This is a genomic window from Pantoea sp. AN62 (assembly GCF_050432985.1).
Lineage (GTDB): Bacteria > Pseudomonadota > Gammaproteobacteria > Enterobacterales > Enterobacteriaceae > Pantoea > Pantoea brenneri.
This window is the reverse complement of the sequence record NZ_JBNPYB010000016.1, coordinates 118,560-135,961: the sequence shown is the minus strand read 5'-3', so window position 1 is coordinate 135,961 and position 17,402 is coordinate 118,560. Positions and strand designations below refer to the sequence as shown.

Below are 17,402 nucleotides of genomic sequence, written 5' to 3'. Positions count from 1 at the left end.
GAACTTTTGCTTTGCCACGGAATGGTCTGTGTTGTCGGGAGGATGCGTGATCTGATCCTTCAACTCAGCAAAAGTTCGATTTATTCAACAAAGCCATTCTGGGTTTGAAAACAAGATGCTAGCAAGGTTTGGTAAATATTCTCTTTATATTTACCTTATACACGGCGTATTTATCAAGTATCTATCTCTTAGCGTTTACTCTCTGAATGATTTCACTTATATCAGAGTGGTAATGTGCATAGCCTTGTCTTTCATGGTTGCATATGCGCTCTCTCGTCACGCCGTTAAAGCGTCAGCAGACTTCATTTTCTCCAAGGTTTATTCAGTTTTAACTGTAGATAGGAGCCAGCAAAAAATTAACTAAACCTGTGGTGCATTTTAGAATTCATCACTCATGTTAAAAAAGCCCCGGCGACGGGGCAGAACGGACCGCTCCTGTCTGAGCAGGTAACGGGGTGTGATTTGAGATTAGTCACTCCCCGCGGCTGTTGCCAAACTAAAATCCCTTTCACGACCACACCTTTACAAATTTGTGAGCCGCTCCGCCTTGATCAAAACCACCGATCGATATTACTGTTTATCCATACAGTATTTATCAATGGAGGATTTGTCATGCCGCGGGATTATGAGATTAAAGATGCATTTGTAAACGCCATAAGGCGCAGCCCGGATGGTGGCGTCACTGTCACTACTCAGGAGTTTGTTCGCCAATTGGAGCTTCTCAACTGGCACTTCAGCTTGCGTGAAGCCAATCAGTGGATAAAGTCGCATACGGTGACGTTCCGGGACGTCTCTACTCAGGAGGGTGAAGCTAAGACGTACAAGCAGTTCAACCCGAACGGGGGTATCTGACATGGGCTTTCCATCTCCTGCGCAGGACCATATTGAGCAGCGTCTTAACCTGAACAGCATTCTGATGCCGAACCCGGCCAATATGATGCGTGTTGAGACGCCGGAGGGATTTGTGCTGGTTGACCGTTCTGCCCGGATGAAGCCAGGTGACACCGTGGCATATCAGCTTGAGGATTACCCGCAGATTGGGAAATTGTTCCCCAGCGGCATCATCACTCAGGATGGCGAGACGATCGACGGTCAGGGATTGGATGGGGTAGTGGTTCTCGGAAAGGTGACGGCCGAAGTGCTGGCTGTGTATGAGCCATACCGGCCGACTATTTAGGCGTTAAGCGTCTTTTCCATCAAGCCAGTCCGCCCAGTGCTGCATCATCTCTCTGCGGTTATTAAGGTACTGGGCGTGGTTATAAATGCCTCGAGTTCCTTGTGAGTTAACGTGCGCCAGCTGCGCCTCAATGGCATCGCTGTTCCAGTGCATCTCATTCATGACGGTGCTGAACTGATGGCGGAAACCATGCCCGCTGGTCTGCCCCTCATATCCGATACGGCGAATCACGCCCAGCACGGTGTTTTCACTGATTGGCTTCTTCTGGTCCGTGCGACCGGGGAAGCACAGTGCGTACTGGCCGGTGACTTTCTTCAAAAAGGTGAGCAACTCCACCACCTGGCTGGACATTGGCACGATGTGAATGCGCCGCCCCTTCATTACTTCGGCATCAATCGTGATGAGCCTGGTCTCAAAGTCGACGTTCGCCCATGCCATCGATCGCAGCTCTTTGGTGCGCAGGGCAGTGTAATGGAGAACCTGCGCTGCAATCTTTGCGATCACGCTGCCACCATACCCCTCAAGCGCCTTGTGGAAATCACGTATGCGGTTAATAGGCAGGAAAGGGTAGTTCTCTTTTCTGTACCCACGCAGGGCATCCACAAGGTCAGGTGCAGGATTGTACTTTGCCCGCCCGGTTACGATCGCATACCGGAAAACCTCGCCACACCTCCTCCTTGCCTTATCCGCTCTCTCCATCGCGCCACGCTCTTCGAACAGGCGGATAACCTTCAGCAACACCATCGGCTCAACTTCTTCCATCTTCATATGACCAATGATCGGCAGGATGTCGTCAGTGAACATTCTGTGCAGCTCGTCAGCGTAGCCCGGCGACCATACCTTAGACTTGTGGGCATACCACTCTTTGAAGATGTCGCCGAAGGTATCAGCATCCGCCGCCTTCTCTTTCTTCTTGAGTGATTGCTTCTGTTCTGCAGGGTCGACGCCGGCCAGGAGTTTCATCTTTGCTTCAGACTGCCGGGCGCGCGCTTCAGTCAGGGATATCTCCGGATAGGGACCGATGACGAGCGTCTTCTCTTTCCCGTCAAACCGGTACCGCAGGCGCCACACCTTTTTCCCGGTCGGTGGAATGAACAGGAACAGACCCGCAGAATCCGCCAGGCGATATGACTTTTCTTTAGGGCGTGCAGCATCAATCTGCTTGACGGTCAGCATGTGGGCATAATTCCGGGCATAGTTTTTGGTGTGCCCACAATATGCCCGCAAAAAGTCGGCGTAGTCAATTCGTGTCGGTTCGCGTCGGTTGAGTATGATTGATTGCGGAGCGCAGTACTGAAGGGGTTTTGTTCGTGTCGGTGGAGGCGGGTTCTGTAGAATGTGGTGTCCCCTGCAGGAATCGAACCTGCAACTAGCCCTTAGGAGGGGCTCGTTATATCCATTTAACTAAGAGGACGACGGCGCGCAGTATAGCGCAGATAGGCGCAGAAATTCACTACGACGCCGTGCGTTTGCTCATTCCGACAGCAACTTAACCGTTTTGCTCTTCACGCTGACGGCGCTTCTCCTGCTTTTTTTGATCGGCCTTGGCTTTGGCGACCGCCGCTTCGCTCATGTCATTGCGGATCTGCGCATGGCTGATCAGGGCAAAAATCAGGGTGCCGCCGGTAATGTTACCTAACAGCGTAGGCAGGGCGAATGGCCAGAAAAATTCGTGCCAGGGAATACTGCCATTAAACACAAGATAGAGCACTTCCACCGAACCGACCACGATATGCGCCAGATCGCCCAGCGCTACCAGCCAGGTCATCATCACAATCACCACCAGTTTGGCACCGCCGGCTGAAGGGAACATCCACACCATGGTGGCGATAATCCAGCCGGAGATCACCGCATTGGCAAACATCTCGCCAGGGGTGTTTTCCATCACCTTCATGCTGATGTTGGTAAACGCCTGACGGGTCGCATCATCAAAAATCGGCATCTCATTAAACGCCAGCGCGCCCAGCGCGGTGCCAATCAGGTTGCCCAGCAGCACAAAGCCCCACAAACGCAGCAGCAGACCGACATTACCCCAGGTCGGTTTATGCATCACCGGTAATACCGCCGTCACGGTGTTCTCGGTAAACAGCTGCTGGCGCGCCATAATGACAATCACAAAACCAAAGGTGTAACCGAGATTTTCCAGTAAAAATGCGCCGGGTACTCCGTCGAGATGAACCTGGAAAATCCCTTTCGCCATCAGCGAGGCGCCCATCGATAATCCAGCCGCAATGGCTGACCAGAGCAGGGCCATGCCGTCGCGCTCCAGCTCTTTTTCCCCATCCTGACGGATCTCTTCATGTATCGCCGCCGCACGTGAAGGTAACGCCTCCTCATCGACTTCTATTTCCGTTCCCTCGTCCTTTTCATCGCTTTCAACGTCATTGTGACCCTGTTGGTTACCTGATGAAGGCTTCATATTTTCTCCTGGTGATAGTGCTGTGGCGTAATAAGCGTAGCTGCTTTTTATTTGCCGATAATGTAACGGTCGATATGAATAAGCGTAACAAGCTTTTTCGCGGCTGCATTTTTAAGCAAACAGCGTGGCGGACCGCACATATCGCCTCCTGACGGTCGGTCTCAACGGCGGTGCAGACTTCGGCCCACAGCAACATTATGGTATTATCCTGGCCTCTTTTTAGCTGGTGCGATTCCCCCTTCATGTTGGAAATCATTACGCTCTCTTGTGTTCGCGCTGAACGGACGCTGTTCCATCGGCTGTCGTTCAGCGTCAAAGCAGGTGACATTGTGCAGATTGAGGGACCGAACGGCGCCGGTAAGACCTCGCTGTTGCGCTTGCTGGCGGGATTAAGCCGGGCAGAACAGGGCGAGATTCGCTGGCACGATCGGCCGATCCAGCAGCAGCGTGAACGCTGGCACGCATCGATGCTCTATCTGGGGCATCATCCCGGCGTGAAAGCCGTGCTCTCCCCACTGGAAAATTTGCGCTTTTACCATCCTGACTGCGACGACGCGCAGATTTTTGCTGCGCTGGAAAGCGTCGATCTGCTGGGTTACGAAGAAGTGCCGGTGGCGCAGCTGTCGGCAGGCCAGCAGCGGCGGGTGGCGCTGGCGCGTTTGTGGCTGAGTCGCGCCACCTTGTGGATTCTGGATGAACCGCTGACTGCCATCGACAAAACGGGCATCGAAAAATTAATGATGAAATTTGCTCAGCATGCCGATAACGGCGGGGCGGTGATCCTGACGACCCATCAGGACTTGCCCGGCCAGACGGCGCGGGTGCGTAAAATTCGCCTGAGCGCGACGGAGTTAATCTGATGCTGTTGCGCCTCATCCAGCGTGAATTGCGTATTGCCTTTCGTGGCGGGGCCGATGTGGTTAATCCGCTGTGGTTTTTTCTGATCGTCATCACCCTGTTTCCGCTGGGTATCGGACCCGATCCGCAACAGCTGGCGCGCATTGCGCCCGGTGTCGCCTGGGTCGCCGCGCTGCTGGCATCGTTGCTGGCGCTGGAGCGGCTGTTTCGCGATGATTTTATCGATGGCTCACTTGAGCAACTGCTGTTGCTGCCGACGCCACTGCCGGTCACGGTGCTGGGGAAAGTGATTGCGCACTGGCTGGTAACCGGCTTGCCGCTGATTGTGCTGTCGCCGCTGGCGGCACTGCTGTTATCGCTCGATTTTAATGGCTGGTGGGCAATGGCGTTAACGCTGTTGATCGGCACGCCGACCCTGAGTTTTCTCGGGGCGATCGGCGTCGGGTTAACCGTCGGTTTACGGCGAGGCGGCGTACTGCTGAGCCTGCTGGTGCTGCCGCTGTCGATTCCGGTGCTGATTTTCGCCAGCGCGGCGATTGAGGCCGCCGGGCAGGGTTTACCGATTGGCGGCTATCTGGCGATCCTCGGGGCGATGCTGCTGGTCAGCGCCACCCTGTCACCGTTTGCTACTGCGGCGGCGCTGCGGATTACCCTGCAATGACCGCGTCTGACCGGCGCGGCGACCCATAATTTACCGAAATGTGAGTGGCTGATATGTGGAAAGCGTTACATCAACTGGGGAAACCCGAGCGGCTCTATCAGTGGTCTGGTCGGCTGATACCCTGGTTCGCCGTGACGGGCCTGGCGTCGTTGCTGTTAGGGTGGATCTGGGGATTTGGTTACGCACCGGCTGATTATCAGCAGGGCGACAGTTTCCGCATTATCTATATCCACGTTCCGGCCGCGATGTGGTCGATGGGCATCTACGCCTCGATGGCGATTGCCGCTTTTTGCGGACTGGTGTGGCAGCTGAAGATGGCCGATCTGGCCTCTGCCGCGATGGCACCGGTCGGCGCGGTGTTCACCTTTATTGCGTTGGTTACCGGCTCGGCGTGGGGCAAACCGATGTGGGGCACCTGGTGGATCTGGGATGCGCGCCTCACCTCGGAACTGGTGCTGCTGTTCATCTATATGGGGGTGATTGCGCTCTATCACGCCTTTGATGACCGCCGTACTGCCGGTCGTGCCGCCGGTATCCTGATTCTGGTTGGCGTGGTGAATCTGCCGATCATTCACTTCTCGGTACAGTGGTGGAATACCCTGCATCAGGGCTCGTCCGGCATACTGCAGCAGGCCATCGCGCCGGTGATGCGTACCCCGCTGCGCTGGTCGATTCTCGGTTACCTGCTGCTGTTTCTCACCCTGACCCTGATGCGGTTACGTAATCTGATTTTATTAACCGAACGCCATCGTCCGTGGGCGATCGGCGTGGCAAACAAGGGAGAGAAAGCATGACGCCGGCATTTTCGTCATGGCACGCCTTCTTCGCCATGGGCGGTTACGCCTTCTATGTCTGGCTGGCCGTCGCCTGCACCTTAATTCCGCTGATCGGTCTGGTGTTGCATACCCTGCTGACACGACGCCGTTTACTGGCAGAGATCCGCCAGCGCGAGGCGCGCGAACGTCGCATCCGGACAGCGAAGAGTAAAAAAGCCGCCGCTGAAGCGGCAGGAGAAAGCCTGTGAATATCCGTCGACGTAATCGTCTGTATGCCGTGCTGGCGATTCTGATCGGCCTCAGCCTGGCCACGGCGCTGGTGATGTATGCGCTGCGCTCGAACATCGATCTGTTTTATACCCCAAGTGAGATCCTGTATGGCAAAGGCGAGGCGCATGAAGTTCCGGAACCGGGACAACGGCTGCGTGTCGGCGGCATGGTGATGCCGGGCAGCGTCAAACGCGATCCCAACACGCTTGCGGTGTCGTTCAAACTTTATGATGCCAGCGGCGTGGTGAGCGTCAGTTTTGAAGGGATTTTGCCGGACCTGTTCAGAGAAGGGCAGGGCGTGGTCGCGCAAGGAGTGCTGGAGACTGGCAACCGGATTATCGCCAAAGAAGTGCTGGCGAAGCACGATGAAAAATATACGCCGCCGGAGATTGAAGACGCGATGAAGAAAAATCACAACGGCCCGCAGTCGCTGTATCAGCCGGGAAAACAGTCATCATGATGCCGGAAATCGGAACCTTTCTGCTCTGCCTGGCGCTGGGCATTGCACTGCTGCTCAGCACCTATCCGCTGTGGGGCGCGGTGCGCCAGGATGCCCGCCTGATGGCGATGGCGCGTCCGCTGGCTGCCGGCCTGTTCGTGCTGATTGCAGCCGCATTTTTGCTGCTGGTCTGGGCCTTCATTGCCAATGATTTTACCGTCAGCTATGTTGCCACCAACTCCAACAGCCTGCTGCCGATCTATTACCGCATCGCCGCCACCTGGGGCGCCCATGAAGGTTCACTGCTGTTGTGGGTGCTGCTGCTGAGTACCTGGACCGTGGCGGTCGCGATCTTCAGTCGCGGCATGCCGCAGGATGCGCTGGCACGCGTGCTGGCGGTGATGGGAATGATTAACCTCGGTTTCCTGCTGTTTATCCTGCTGACCTCAAATCCCTTCAGCCGCACCTTGCCCGATTTCCCGATTGATGGACACGATCTGAACCCAATGCTGCAGGATATCGGTCTGATCTTCCATCCGCCGCTGCTCTATATGGGCTATGTCGGATTCTCGGTGGCGTTTGCCTTTGCTATTGCCTCATTGATGGCCGGACGGCTCGACACCGCCTGGGCTCGCTGGTCACGCCCATGGACCACCGCGGCCTGGGTGTTTCTTACCATCGGCATCGTGCTCGGTTCGGCCTGGGCCTATTACGAACTGGGCTGGGGTGGCTGGTGGTTCTGGGATCCGGTAGAAAATGCCTCGTTCATGCCGTGGCTGGCGGGCACCGCGTTAATGCACTCGCTGGCGGTCACTGAAAAGCGTGGCACCTTTAAAGCCTGGACGGTGCTGCTGGCGATTACGGCCTTTTCGCTCAGCCTGCTCGGGACTTTTTTGGTACGTTCCGGGGTGCTGGTTTCGGTGCACTCATTTGCCTCCGATCCGGCGCGCGGCATGTTTATCCTCGCCTTCCTGGTGATTGTGATTGGCAGTTCGCTGCTGCTGTACGCTATCAAGGGCGGAAAAGTGCGTAGCCGGGTGCAGAATGAAACCTGGTCACGGGAATCTTTCCTGCTCGGTAACAATGTCTTGCTGATTGCCGCCATGCTGGTGGTGCTGCTCGGCACGCTGTTGCCGCTGGTGCATAAGCAGCTCGGACTGGGCAGCATCTCGGTGGGTGAGCCGTTCTTTAACACCATGTTCAGCTGGCTGATGGCGCCGTTTGCCCTGCTGCTGGGGATTGGACCGCTGGTGCGCTGGCGTCGTGACGAGCCACAGAAACTGGCGAAACGACTGGCGCTGGCGCTGATCGTGACGCTGGCCGGTTCGATAGTGATCCCGTGGTGGTTACAGGATCGTATTGCCGCCATGACCGTGGTCGGGCTGATGATGTCGCTGTGGATCATTGTGCTGACGCTGCTGGAACTGCATGAGCGCGCCACCCATCGCCATACCTTCTTTGCCGGGCTGCGTCATCTCTCGCGCAGTCACTGGGGCATGGTACTGGGCCATCTTGGCGTGGGCGTGACGGTGATTGGCATTGCCTTCAGCACCCAGTACAGCGTAGAGCGCGATGTGCGGATGAAGGCCGGCGACAGCGTGGACATTCATCATTACCACTTTGTTTTTCGTGGCGTGCAGAACCTGCAGGGCCCTAACTATAGCGGCGGTTCAGGCGTGATCGACGTGACGCGCAACGGCAAACCGGAAGCGACGCTGCAGGCTGAAAAGCGTTTCTATACTGCCGCACGCACCATGATGACCGAAGCGGCGATTGACGGCGGTTTCAGCCGCGATCTCTACGCGGCGTTAGGCGAAGAGCTGGATGATGGTGGCTGGGCAGTGCGGATCTATTACAAACCCTTTGTGCGCTGGATCTGGTTCGGCGGCCTGTTGATGGCGCTGGGTGGCCTGTTCTGCCTGTGTGATCCTCGCTATCGCGCCCGCAAAAAAACGGTCCCTCAGGAGCTGGCATGAATAAGAAAATCCTGTTTATCCCGCTAGTGCTGTTTCTGCTGCTGGCGGCGGCGCTGCTGTGGCAGCTGGCGCGCAATGCCGACGGTGACGATCCGACCCGACTGGAATCGGCGCTGATTGGCAAGCCGGTGCCGCTGTTCAGGCTGGAAGCGCTCGATCAGCCGGGTAAAGTTTACGATCAGCAGGTGCTGACCGACGGCAAACCGATACTGCTTAACGTCTGGGCCACCTGGTGCCCGACCTGTCGGGCCGAACATCACTACCTTAATAGCCTGGCGGAGCAGGGCATTCGGGTGGTCGGGCTGAACTACAAAGACGATCGCAACAAAGCGGGCAGCTGGCTGAATACGCTGGGTAACCCGTATGCGCTCAGCCTGTATGACGGCAACGGGATGCTCGGGCTGGATCTCGGCGTCTACGGCGCACCAGAAACCTTCCTGATCGATGGCAAAGGCATCATCCGCTATCGCCATGCAGGCGATCTGAATGAGCGCGTCTGGCAGCAGGAAGTGAAGCCGTTGTGGATCAAATACAGTAAGGAGGCGGGAGCATGAGGCGTCTGTTACTGCTGGTCTGTGGGCTGCTGTTCAGCTTTAGCCTGTGGGCGTCTATCGATACCCTGCAGTTCGATTCAGTGGCGCAGGAAGAACAATACCGCGATCTGACCGCCTCGCTGCGCTGCCCGAAATGCCAGAACAACAGCATCGCCGACTCGAACGCGATGATTGCGGCGGATATGCGACTCAAGGTCTATCAGCTAATGAAGCAGGGCCAGGACCGTCAGCAAATTATCGATTACATGGTGGCGCGTTACGGCAACTTCGTCACTTATCAGCCGCCGGTTACGCCGTCTACCCTGATTTTATGGGTCGGACCGGCGCTGTTCGTGCTGCTGGGCGGATGCGTTATCGTGCTGCGCAGTCGCCAGCGTAAAACCCGCAGCGAGCTGGATGAAGATGAACAACAGCGTCTTGATGCGCTACTGAAGTCAGACAGGAAGCCGTAATGAGTGCATTTTGGATCACCCTTTTACTGTTGTTGCTGGCAGCCTGTGTATTGTTCCTTGCCGCAGGCTGGCGGCAGCGGCAGGCCAGCGCTGGCGATCGCGATCGCCTCAATCAGCGCTTCTATCATCAGCGTCTGAGCGAACTGGCGGAAGATGAAGAGCAGGGCGTGGTGGCGGAGCGGCCGGTCATGGAGCGGGAGCTGCAACAGACGCTGCTGGCCGATATTCCGCCCACCCAGACCGCACAGGCGCACAGCAGCAGCCGCTGGATATTACTGCCCGGCCTGATTGTGCTGCTGCTGGTGTCGCTGGGGACCTATCTGAAAGTCGGCGGCCTGGCGCAGCTGACCGGCTGGATGCAGGTGCAGCAGGACTATCCTGCCTTACGGGCACGGCTGATGGACCCGGCGGCGAAGCCGCTGACGATGGAGGAGCTGGCGCGGTTGCAGCTCGGGCTGCGCAGTGCACTGCAGTCGGAACCGGACAACCTTAACGACTGGACCATGCTGGGACGGCTCGGCATGGTGCTGAATAACGCCAGCATCGCCAGCCAGGCGTTTGAACGGGCTTTGCAGCTTGCACCTAACGATCCCGGCCTGAAGCAGGATTACGCCGAAGTGCTGACCCGCTCCAGCGATCCGCAGGATAACCGCCAGGCGGCGCTGCTGCTGCACGAATTGCTTAAGGCCGATCGGCACAACCTGCGTACTCTGGGCCTGCTGGCGTTTAATGCTTTTGAGCAACAGCAATATGATCAGGCGATTGATGCCTGGCAAACGCTGCTGACGCTGTTACCGGCTAACGATGAGCGGCGTGTGATGATCGCCCGCAGCATTGAGCAGGCCAAAACCGCGGCCGGGCAACAGAGCAGCCAGCTGGCACTCAGTATCAGCCTGACGCCGCAGGCAGAAAAAATATTACCGCAAGGCGGAGTGTTGTATATTTCTGTCACTGACGGTGTTTCGCCGGTGCCGGTGGCGGTAAAACGCCTGCCGCTCAGCCACTTTCCGTTATCGCTGACGCTGGATGACAGCAATGCGATGATGCCGGATCGCCTGTTGTCGGCGCAGCATCAGCTTCAGGTACGGGCGCGCATTTCCCGCGACGGCAGTGCCAACGCGCGTTCGGGTGACTGGTTTGGTCTGAGTGCGGTTATGCCCTGGGACGGCCATCAGCAGATGGCAGTAGAAATAAATCAACAGCAGCCCTGAGCGCGGGATCCGACGACGCTCAGGCAGATCCTGTCTCACCCAGGCTGACGTAAAGTTAGCTATGCTGAGGGTATGCAGGTTCGTTAATGGACTGCCGCCTGAAGGGTGAGCAGACTTTTTTTCATCCGCACAGGGAGATTGGAATGAATTATCGCCTGACCAGCCTGGCTGTTGCCAGCGTTCTTCTGGTGGGTTGTGCCAGTTCGAAGCCGGCGAATGACGAACCTGCTCAGCGCAGCGATCCGTTCGAAGGCTTTAACCGCACGATGTTCAACTTTAACTACAACGTGCTCGATCCCTATGTGCTTCGCCCGGTAGCCGTCGCCTGGCGCGACTATGTACCGGTGCCAGCCCGCACCGGCCTGAGTAATTTTCTCGGTAACCTCGAAGAACCCGCCAGCATGGTTAACGCCATTCTGGTCGGTAACGGCCGTGATGCGGGTATTCACTTCACCCGTTTCTTCCTGAACAGCGTGCTGGGGCTGGGCGGCTTCATTGATGTGGCCGGTAAAGCTAATCCGGAGCTGGCGCGTGAAGAGCCGCACCGTTTCGGCACCACGCTGGGCCACTATGGCGTCGGCTATGGTCCTTACGTTGAACTGCCGGCTTACGGCAGCTTTACCGTCCGTCAGGATGGTGGCGACTACGTCGATACCCTCTATCCGATTCTCGGCTGGCTGACCTGGCCGATGTCGATTGGTAAATGGACGCTGGAAGGGATTGAGACGCGGGCACAGCTGCTCGACTCGGATGCCATCCTCAAACAGCAAAGCGATCCATACGCCTTTATTCGCAACGCCTACTTCCAGCGTCACGATTTCCTGGCGCGCGGTGGCAAGCTCAAACCGGAAGAGAACCCGAACGCAGCCGCGATTCAGGACGATCTGCAGGATATTGACGCGCAGTAAGGTGCGGTTTTTATAGCAGCAAAAAGGGCGACTCCGGTGAGTCGCCCTTTTTATTGGCCTCTGCGCATCAGAACTTATAGTTAAAGTTCGCGCCATACAGCCAGGCCTTACCTTCGGAATTAAAGGTATACGGGCCTTCTTTGACCGTCACGTTCTGGCCGTGCATATAAGAGATGCCCACATCGACCGAAGCATTGTCGTCAAACGCGTAGGAGGTCCCGGCGCTTAACCACAGGCGATCCTGATCCGGGATGGAGATCGAACGCTTATCTGCCGGAACCGGGCTGTCATCAAAGGCGATACCGGTACGGAAGGTCCAGTTCTTGTCGTAGAAGTAGGTGGTCCCGAGCGCGATACGCCAGGCATCACGGTAACTTTCATCTTTATAGAACAGGGTCTGACCGTTGGAACCGGTCGCTTTCAGCTCCTGGAACTGGCTCCAGCTGGTATAAGCCATGCTGTAGTGAACCGCCCACTGCGGTGCCACTTTATGCCAGCCCGACACTTCCCACATTTCCGGCAGGTTGAGGGTCAGCGCGCCTGGAATGGTCGAGCCGTTGGTGCCATAAGGGATGCCGGACTGCTGTGGATTATTAACCGCGTTCAGCGCAGAAGGGAGATTACTTTTGTAATCGCCATCAAAATCAACTTTGACTTCTGAGCGGTAGGTAAAGCCGAAACGGTTATTTTCATCTACTTCATACAGGATACCGGCGTTCCAGCCGTAGCCCCACTCATCACCTTTCAGATGGGCGACCTGGGTATCCGCCGGGATGCGTAACGCTGCGCCTGATTCACCGGCATAACGTTCGATTTTTGCTTTGGCGTAGACCGCATCAAATCCCACCCCGACGCTGAAATGTTCATTCAGTCGGTAAGCGGTGCTGAGGTTAAAATTGCCGGTCATCAGGTCGGTTTTACCGCCGTAGCCGCCAGCGGTGTAACCATTATTAAACTCTGTTGCTAAGCCATAATTGGAGGTAGCAGACGCGCCTATCCACCATTGATCATTAATTGGCTGGACGTAATGAATATTCGGCACCCATTGGCTCGGGGCAATATTATTTGCATCCAGACTGCGGCCACTCTGGCTGCGTCCGCTGATATTCACATCCGGATCGATATACACCGCCCCGATGGAAAACGCCGGACGATCCATTAACGCCATGGTTGCCGGGTTACGGCTGGCGGACGCGGCGGTATCGCCCATTGCGCCTTCGCCTGAATATGCGCGACCTAAACCAATCGAAGAAAACTCATTTAACTGAAACCCAGCTGCGTAAACATGTGAAGAGACAAGCGCCACTGCAGCCGCCACGGCTGACTTTGCAAACAGGTTTTTATGGTTCATGACCACAACCTCATGTGAATTATTATTTAACGTTATTACGTCGCGTAACAAGGGACGGCGGATTGTAGGGACTGATGTAAATCGCACATATCAGACCAGTGCGGAGAGTATAGGTCCGACCTGTGTGCATGTTGCAATATTGTTTTTAAAATATTTCAGGATTGATCGCTTAAAATTCGATCTGCGTAACAAAACTGACCCGACGCAGCACAGCATAACCAGTCCAGTTTGTTCTGGATCAAATTTTATTGTGATATTCGTCACTTAGCTACAGGTTGATGGCGCATCTTTAACCGAAGAGGTAAAATCTGGCGCATAAAATTGCTTATCCCACCAGACTATCGTCAGGAGAAAATGATGACTGATGCCATTAAAAAATGCAGTGCGACCGAAACGGCAGCCTGCTGTTGCGTCGATGTCGGCACGGTAATGGATAATACCGATTGCACTGCCAGCTGGTCGGAGTGGTTTGCACAGCGCGCTGATGCTGAAGCAAAACTGGCCAGCCTGACCGAACGTGCGCGTGAAGTTGAGTCTGACCCTTGCCTGATTGAGGCACGCTTCAGCGATGTGGACCAGGGAGTACAGCTCGATATCGATTTCACCTTCTGCTGCCAGGCAGAAACCCTGATTTTCCAGCTCGGTTTACGCTAACCCGCCAGACGCCGCTTTCAGAGCGGCGTTTTTCATTTTCGTGTTTCCCTTCGCAATTTTCCCCTTTCGATATTGGCGACTCACCCGCTTGTGGTTAACACTGGGATCAGGTCAGACCTCTTTGGGCAATGATGCCACAGTCCCGATTCACAGGTGAGAACAATGAGCAAAGCGCAGCCGCTGCTGACGCGCGATGGCGAACGCATCGCGATTACCCACGGGTTACGTACCCCTTTTTTGCGCCAGGCGACCGGCTTCCATGGCATTCCGGCGGTAGAACTGGGACGGATGGTGGTCAGCGAATTAATGGCACGCAGCGAACTGCCGGTCGACGTGATTGAGCAGCTGGTGTTTGGTCAGGTAGTGCAGATGCCCGAAGCGCCGAATATTGCGCGCGAAATCGTACTCAGCAGCGGACTCAGCGTCCATACCGACGCGTACAGCGTCAGCCGCGCCTGCGCCACCAGTTTTCAGGCGGTGGCTAACGTCTGTGAAAGTTTACTGGCCGGGACCATCTCTGCCGGCATCGCCGGTGGTGCTGATTCGTCATCGGTGCTGCCGATTGGCGTCAGCAAAACCCTGGCGCGAGCCCTGGTTGATCTCAATAAAGCGCGCAGCCTGTCGCAAAAATTACAGATTCTGCGTCGTCTGCGCCCGCGTGATCTGCTACCGGTGCCGCCTGCGGTGGCCGAGTATTCAACCGGACTGCGAATGGGCGACACCGCCGAGCAGATGGCCAAAAGCCACGGTATCAGTCGTCAGGCACAGGATGCGCTGGCGCTGCGTTCTCACCAGCATGCCGCCAAAGCATGGCAATCGGGCGTGCTGCAACAGGAAGTGATGGCGGCGCTGGTGCCGCCCTGGAAAAAGCCAATCGATCAGGACAATAACGTGCGGATGGATGCCAAAGCTGAAGATTATGCCCGGCTGCGTCCGGCGTTTGATCGCCAGCACGGCAGCGTGACTGCCGCCAACAGTACGCCTCTGACGGACGGTGCGGCAGCAGTCATCCTGATGCGTGAAGGGCGCGCCCGTGAGTTGGGACTGCAACCGCTTGGCTATCTGCGCAGCTATGCCTTTACCGCGATTGGCGTACAGCAGGATATGCTGCTGGGCCCGGCCTACGCCTCGCCCGTGGCGCTGGACCGCGCTGGCATCACGCTGGCCGATCTGACGCTGATTGATATGCATGAAGCTTTCGCCGCTCAGACTCTGAGTAACCTGCAACTGTTCCGGGATGAGCGCTTTGCCCGCGAAGTGCTGAATCGTCCCCATGCGCTGGGGGAGGTGAATGAAGAGCGCTTTAACGTACTGGGGGGATCGATCGCCTATGGCCATCCTTTTGCCGCTACCGGTGCGCGAATGATCACCCAGACGCTGAACGAACTTCGGCGGCGCGGGGGAGGATTAGGACTGGTTACCGCCTGTGCGGCCGGTGGTCTGGGTGCGGCAATGGTTCTGGAGGCCGAATAATGGAGAAGAATGCTTTTCATTTACAGCTGCGGCTGGATCACGTCGGCGTCATAACCATTGACGTGCCGGGCGAGAAGATGAACACCCTTAAAGCGGAATTTGCTGGCCAGATCGCTGCCATTATTGCCGAGGCGCGGCGCGATCCTCAGCTGGCCGGTCTGGTACTGATTTCGGGCAAAGCTGACAACTTTATCGCCGGTGCCGACATCAGCATGATCGATCGCTGTCAGAGTGCCGCAGATGCTGAAGCGCTGGCGAAACAGGGACAGGAAGTGATGGCGATGCTTGCCGCCTTGCCTTTCCCGGTAGTGGCCGCGATTCACGGTGCCTGCCTCGGCGGCGGGCTTGAGCTGGCGCTGGCTTGCGATGCGCGCATCTGCTCGCTGGATGATAAAACCCGCCTTGGCTTGCCGGAAGTCCAGCTCGGCTTATTGCCCGGCTCAGGCGGCACGCAGCGGTTACCCCGCTTGATCGGCGTGCAGCAGGCGTTGCCGTTGATCCTGACCGGTAAAAGCCTGCGGGCGAAACAGGCCCGTAAACTCGGCATGGTTGATGATGCGGTGCCGCAGGCGATTTTGCTGGAGACCGCTATCGCACGGGTGAAAAAAGGCAAGGCCAGCGCCCGTACGCTGCCGCTGCGCGATCGCCTGTTGCAGGGACCGATTGCGCGTCAGGCGCTGTTTGCGCTGGCCAGTCGCCAGACCGCCGCCAAAACGCAGGGCAACTACCCGGCGGCAAAACGCATTATTGACGTGGTGCGCATTGGACTGGAGCAGGGCAGCCGTGCCGGACATGATGCTGAAGCCCGCGCCTTTGGTGAGCTGGCTATGACGCCAGAATCGGTTGCGTTACGCGGTCTGTTCTTCGCAACCACCGCGATGAAAAAAGAACGGGGTGGCGACGCGACGCCGCGCCCGGTCCACAACATCGGTATTCTGGGTGGCGGCCTGATGGGCGGCGGTATCGCCAGCGTCAGTGCCATCAACGCCGGGTTACCGGTGCGCATAAAGGATATCTCGCTGGAGGGGATAAACCATGCGCTGAAAACCAGCTGGGAGCTGCTGAGCAAAAAGGTTAAACGCCGTCAGATCACCCCGGCTCAGCGTCAGCAGCAGATGGCCCGTATCACCGGCGGCATTGATTATCAGGGCTTCGCCCGGCGTGATGTGGTGATTGAAGCGGTATTTGAAGATCTGGCGCTCAAGCAACAGATGGTGCGTGAGATTGAATCACACTGTCAGCCGCAGACGATATTTGCCTCTAACACCTCTTCCTTGCCGATTGAGGATATCGCTGCCGGGGCGCAGCGGCCGGAAAACGTTATCGGACTGCACTATTTCAGCCCGGTAGAGAAAATGCCGCTGGTGGAGGTCATTCCCCATCTGAATACCTCCAGCGAAACACTGGTAACGATCGTGGCACTGGCGCGCAGCCAGGGCAAAACGCCGATTGTGGTGGCGGATAAGCCCGGTTTTTACGTTAACCGGATTCTGGCACCCTATATAAATGAGGCGATGCGCTGTCTGCTGGAAGGTGAACCGATTGAGCATATCGATCGTGCGCTGGTGAAATTTGGTTTCCCGGTCGGTCCACTCCAGTTGCTGGATGAGGTCGGCATTGATGTCGGCAGCAAAATTTCCCCGATTCTGCAGCAGGCTTACGGCGAGCGTTTTGCCGCGCCTGCTGCGTTTGAGGCGGTACTGAATGATGGCCGCAAAGGGCGTAAAAACCGCAAAGGCTTCTATCGCTACGATCAGCCGCGCTGGCAGCGTAAAAAGCCGGATGCATCGCTTTATGCCTTACTGAAAATTACGCCGCAGGCGCGACAGAGTGAGGCGCAGATAGCCGAACGCTGCGTGATGATGATGCTGAACGAAGCGGCGCGCTGCCTGGATGAGCAGGTGATTCGCTGCGCGCGGGATGGCGATATCGGCGCGGTGTTCGGCATCGGTTTCCCGCCGTTTCTCGGTGGTCCGTTCCATTATATGGAACAATCGGGCGCGGCGGAGCAGGTCCATAGATTAACCCGGCTAATGCAGCAACATGGCGAACGTTTCGCGCCGTGTGAAGCGCTGATTAAGGCCGCCGCAGAATAGACGAAATTTTACATTTCTGGCTGAAATGGAATACCCACTCCGATTCAGCGGGTTAGAAAAGCGTCGCCAGAGTGTGCGCCGCAGCAGGAATCTGAGAAGTGCTTATTTAATAAACAACCGGTTGACT

General features: G+C 56.7%; 18 protein-coding genes and 1 tRNA gene. 15 read left to right on the top strand and 4 right to left on the bottom strand.

Annotation, left to right across the window (positions count from 1 at the left end):
- Positions 1–612 precede the first annotated feature (612 nt).
- Entirely contained in the window at positions 613–852 is a 240-nt protein-coding gene (locus FHW04_RS18805) for a DNA polymerase V (RefSeq protein WP_089561968.1), read from the top strand.
- A 1-nt stretch (position 853) separates the two neighbouring features.
- Entirely contained in the window at positions 854–1,177 is a 324-nt protein-coding gene (locus FHW04_RS18800) for a LexA family protein (protein ID WP_089561969.1), read from the top strand.
- 3 nt (positions 1,178–1,180) lie between these two features.
- Here FHW04_RS18800 and FHW04_RS18795 read toward each other — a convergent pair whose 3' ends face one another.
- The 3 genes from FHW04_RS18795 to FHW04_RS18785 all read right to left on the bottom strand — a co-directional run bounded on the left by FHW04_RS18795 (position 1,181) and on the right by FHW04_RS18785 (position 3,596).
- The gene (locus FHW04_RS18795; RefSeq protein WP_089561970.1) at positions 1,181–2,353 is read right to left on the bottom strand and encodes a tyrosine-type recombinase/integrase; all 1,173 of its coding nucleotides are present in this window, start codon (positions 2,351–2,353) and stop codon (positions 1,181–1,183) included.
- Between the two features lie 163 nt (positions 2,354–2,516).
- A tRNA-Arg gene (locus tag FHW04_RS18790) sits at positions 2,517–2,591 on the bottom strand.
- Between the two features lie 75 nt (positions 2,592–2,666).
- Positions 2,667–3,596: a formate/nitrite transporter family protein gene (locus FHW04_RS18785; RefSeq protein ID WP_031375903.1), complete on the bottom strand. Its 930-nt coding sequence runs from the start codon at positions 3,594–3,596 to the stop codon at positions 2,667–2,669.
- A gap of 242 nt (positions 3,597–3,838) precedes the next feature.
- Between FHW04_RS18785 and ccmA the strand changes: the two genes are divergently transcribed.
- The 10 genes from ccmA to mlaA all read left to right on the top strand — a co-directional run bounded on the left by ccmA (position 3,839) and on the right by mlaA (position 11,701).
- Entirely contained in the window at positions 3,839–4,456 is a 618-nt protein-coding gene (ccmA, locus tag FHW04_RS18780) for a cytochrome c biogenesis heme-transporting ATPase CcmA (protein WP_089561971.1), read from the top strand.
- The gene (gene ccmB, locus FHW04_RS18775; protein WP_031375905.1) at positions 4,456–5,115 is read left to right on the top strand and encodes a heme exporter protein CcmB; all 660 of its coding nucleotides are present in this window, start codon (positions 4,456–4,458) and stop codon (positions 5,113–5,115) included. The genes ccmA and ccmB overlap by 1 nt, the downstream gene beginning before the upstream one ends.
- A 53-nt stretch (positions 5,116–5,168) precedes the next feature.
- Positions 5,169–5,909 carry a heme ABC transporter permease gene (locus tag FHW04_RS18770; protein ID WP_046288510.1) on the top strand — a complete coding sequence of 247 codons (741 nt, stop codon included), beginning with the start codon at positions 5,169–5,171 and terminating at the stop codon, positions 5,907–5,909.
- Entirely contained in the window at positions 5,906–6,139 is a 234-nt protein-coding gene (gene ccmD, locus FHW04_RS18765; protein ID WP_031375906.1) for a heme exporter protein CcmD, read from the top strand. Before FHW04_RS18770 ends, ccmD begins: the two co-directional genes overlap by 4 nt.
- A complete protein-coding gene (gene ccmE / locus FHW04_RS18760) occupies positions 6,136–6,621 on the top strand; it encodes a cytochrome c maturation protein CcmE (protein WP_031375907.1) in 486 nt (161 codons plus the stop codon). The genes ccmD and ccmE overlap by 4 nt, the downstream gene beginning before the upstream one ends.
- Positions 6,618–8,576 carry a heme lyase CcmF/NrfE family subunit gene (locus tag FHW04_RS18755; RefSeq protein ID WP_031375908.1) on the top strand — a complete coding sequence of 653 codons (1,959 nt, stop codon included), beginning with the start codon at positions 6,618–6,620 and terminating at the stop codon, positions 8,574–8,576. Before ccmE ends, FHW04_RS18755 begins: the two co-directional genes overlap by 4 nt.
- Complete coding sequence (locus FHW04_RS18750) at positions 8,573–9,130, top strand: DsbE family thiol:disulfide interchange protein (RefSeq protein WP_094106361.1); 558 nt, start codon at positions 8,573–8,575, stop codon at positions 9,128–9,130. Before FHW04_RS18755 ends, FHW04_RS18750 begins: the two co-directional genes overlap by 4 nt.
- The gene (locus tag FHW04_RS18745; RefSeq protein WP_031375910.1) at positions 9,127–9,582 is read left to right on the top strand and encodes a cytochrome c-type biogenesis protein; all 456 of its coding nucleotides are present in this window, start codon (positions 9,127–9,129) and stop codon (positions 9,580–9,582) included. The genes FHW04_RS18750 and FHW04_RS18745 overlap by 4 nt, the downstream gene beginning before the upstream one ends.
- Positions 9,582–10,793 carry a c-type cytochrome biogenesis protein CcmI gene (ccmI, locus tag FHW04_RS18740; protein WP_031375911.1) on the top strand — a complete coding sequence of 404 codons (1,212 nt, stop codon included), beginning with the start codon at positions 9,582–9,584 and terminating at the stop codon, positions 10,791–10,793. The genes FHW04_RS18745 and ccmI overlap by 1 nt, the downstream gene beginning before the upstream one ends.
- 143 nt (positions 10,794–10,936) lie before the next feature.
- Positions 10,937–11,701, top strand: coding sequence for a phospholipid-binding lipoprotein MlaA (gene mlaA / locus FHW04_RS18735; protein WP_031375912.1), 765 nt, complete (start codon positions 10,937–10,939; stop codon positions 11,699–11,701).
- Between the two features lie 67 nt (positions 11,702–11,768).
- Here the strand turns inward: mlaA and fadL are convergent, their stop codons facing one another.
- Positions 11,769–13,052, bottom strand: a complete 1,284-nt coding sequence (fadL, locus tag FHW04_RS18730; protein ID WP_031375913.1) for a long-chain fatty acid transporter FadL — start codon at positions 13,050–13,052, stop codon at positions 11,769–11,771.
- Positions 13,053–13,409: 357 nt separating this feature from the next.
- Between fadL and FHW04_RS18725 the strand changes: the two genes are divergently transcribed.
- The 3 genes from FHW04_RS18725 (at position 13,410) to fadJ (ending at position 17,275) form a co-directional block, all read left to right on the top strand.
- A complete protein-coding gene (locus FHW04_RS18725) occupies positions 13,410–13,706 on the top strand; it encodes a YfcZ/YiiS family protein (protein WP_082097556.1) in 297 nt (98 codons plus the stop codon).
- A gap of 162 nt (positions 13,707–13,868) precedes the next feature.
- A complete protein-coding gene (fadI, locus tag FHW04_RS18720) occupies positions 13,869–15,179 on the top strand; it encodes an acetyl-CoA C-acyltransferase FadI (RefSeq protein ID WP_031375915.1) in 1,311 nt (436 codons plus the stop codon).
- Positions 15,179–17,275 (top strand): fatty acid oxidation complex subunit alpha FadJ, encoded by a 2,097-nt coding sequence (fadJ, locus tag FHW04_RS18715; RefSeq protein WP_089561972.1) that lies wholly within the window; start codon positions 15,179–15,181, stop codon positions 17,273–17,275. The genes fadI and fadJ overlap by 1 nt, the downstream gene beginning before the upstream one ends.
- The last annotated feature ends 127 nt before the right edge of the window (positions 17,276–17,402 follow it).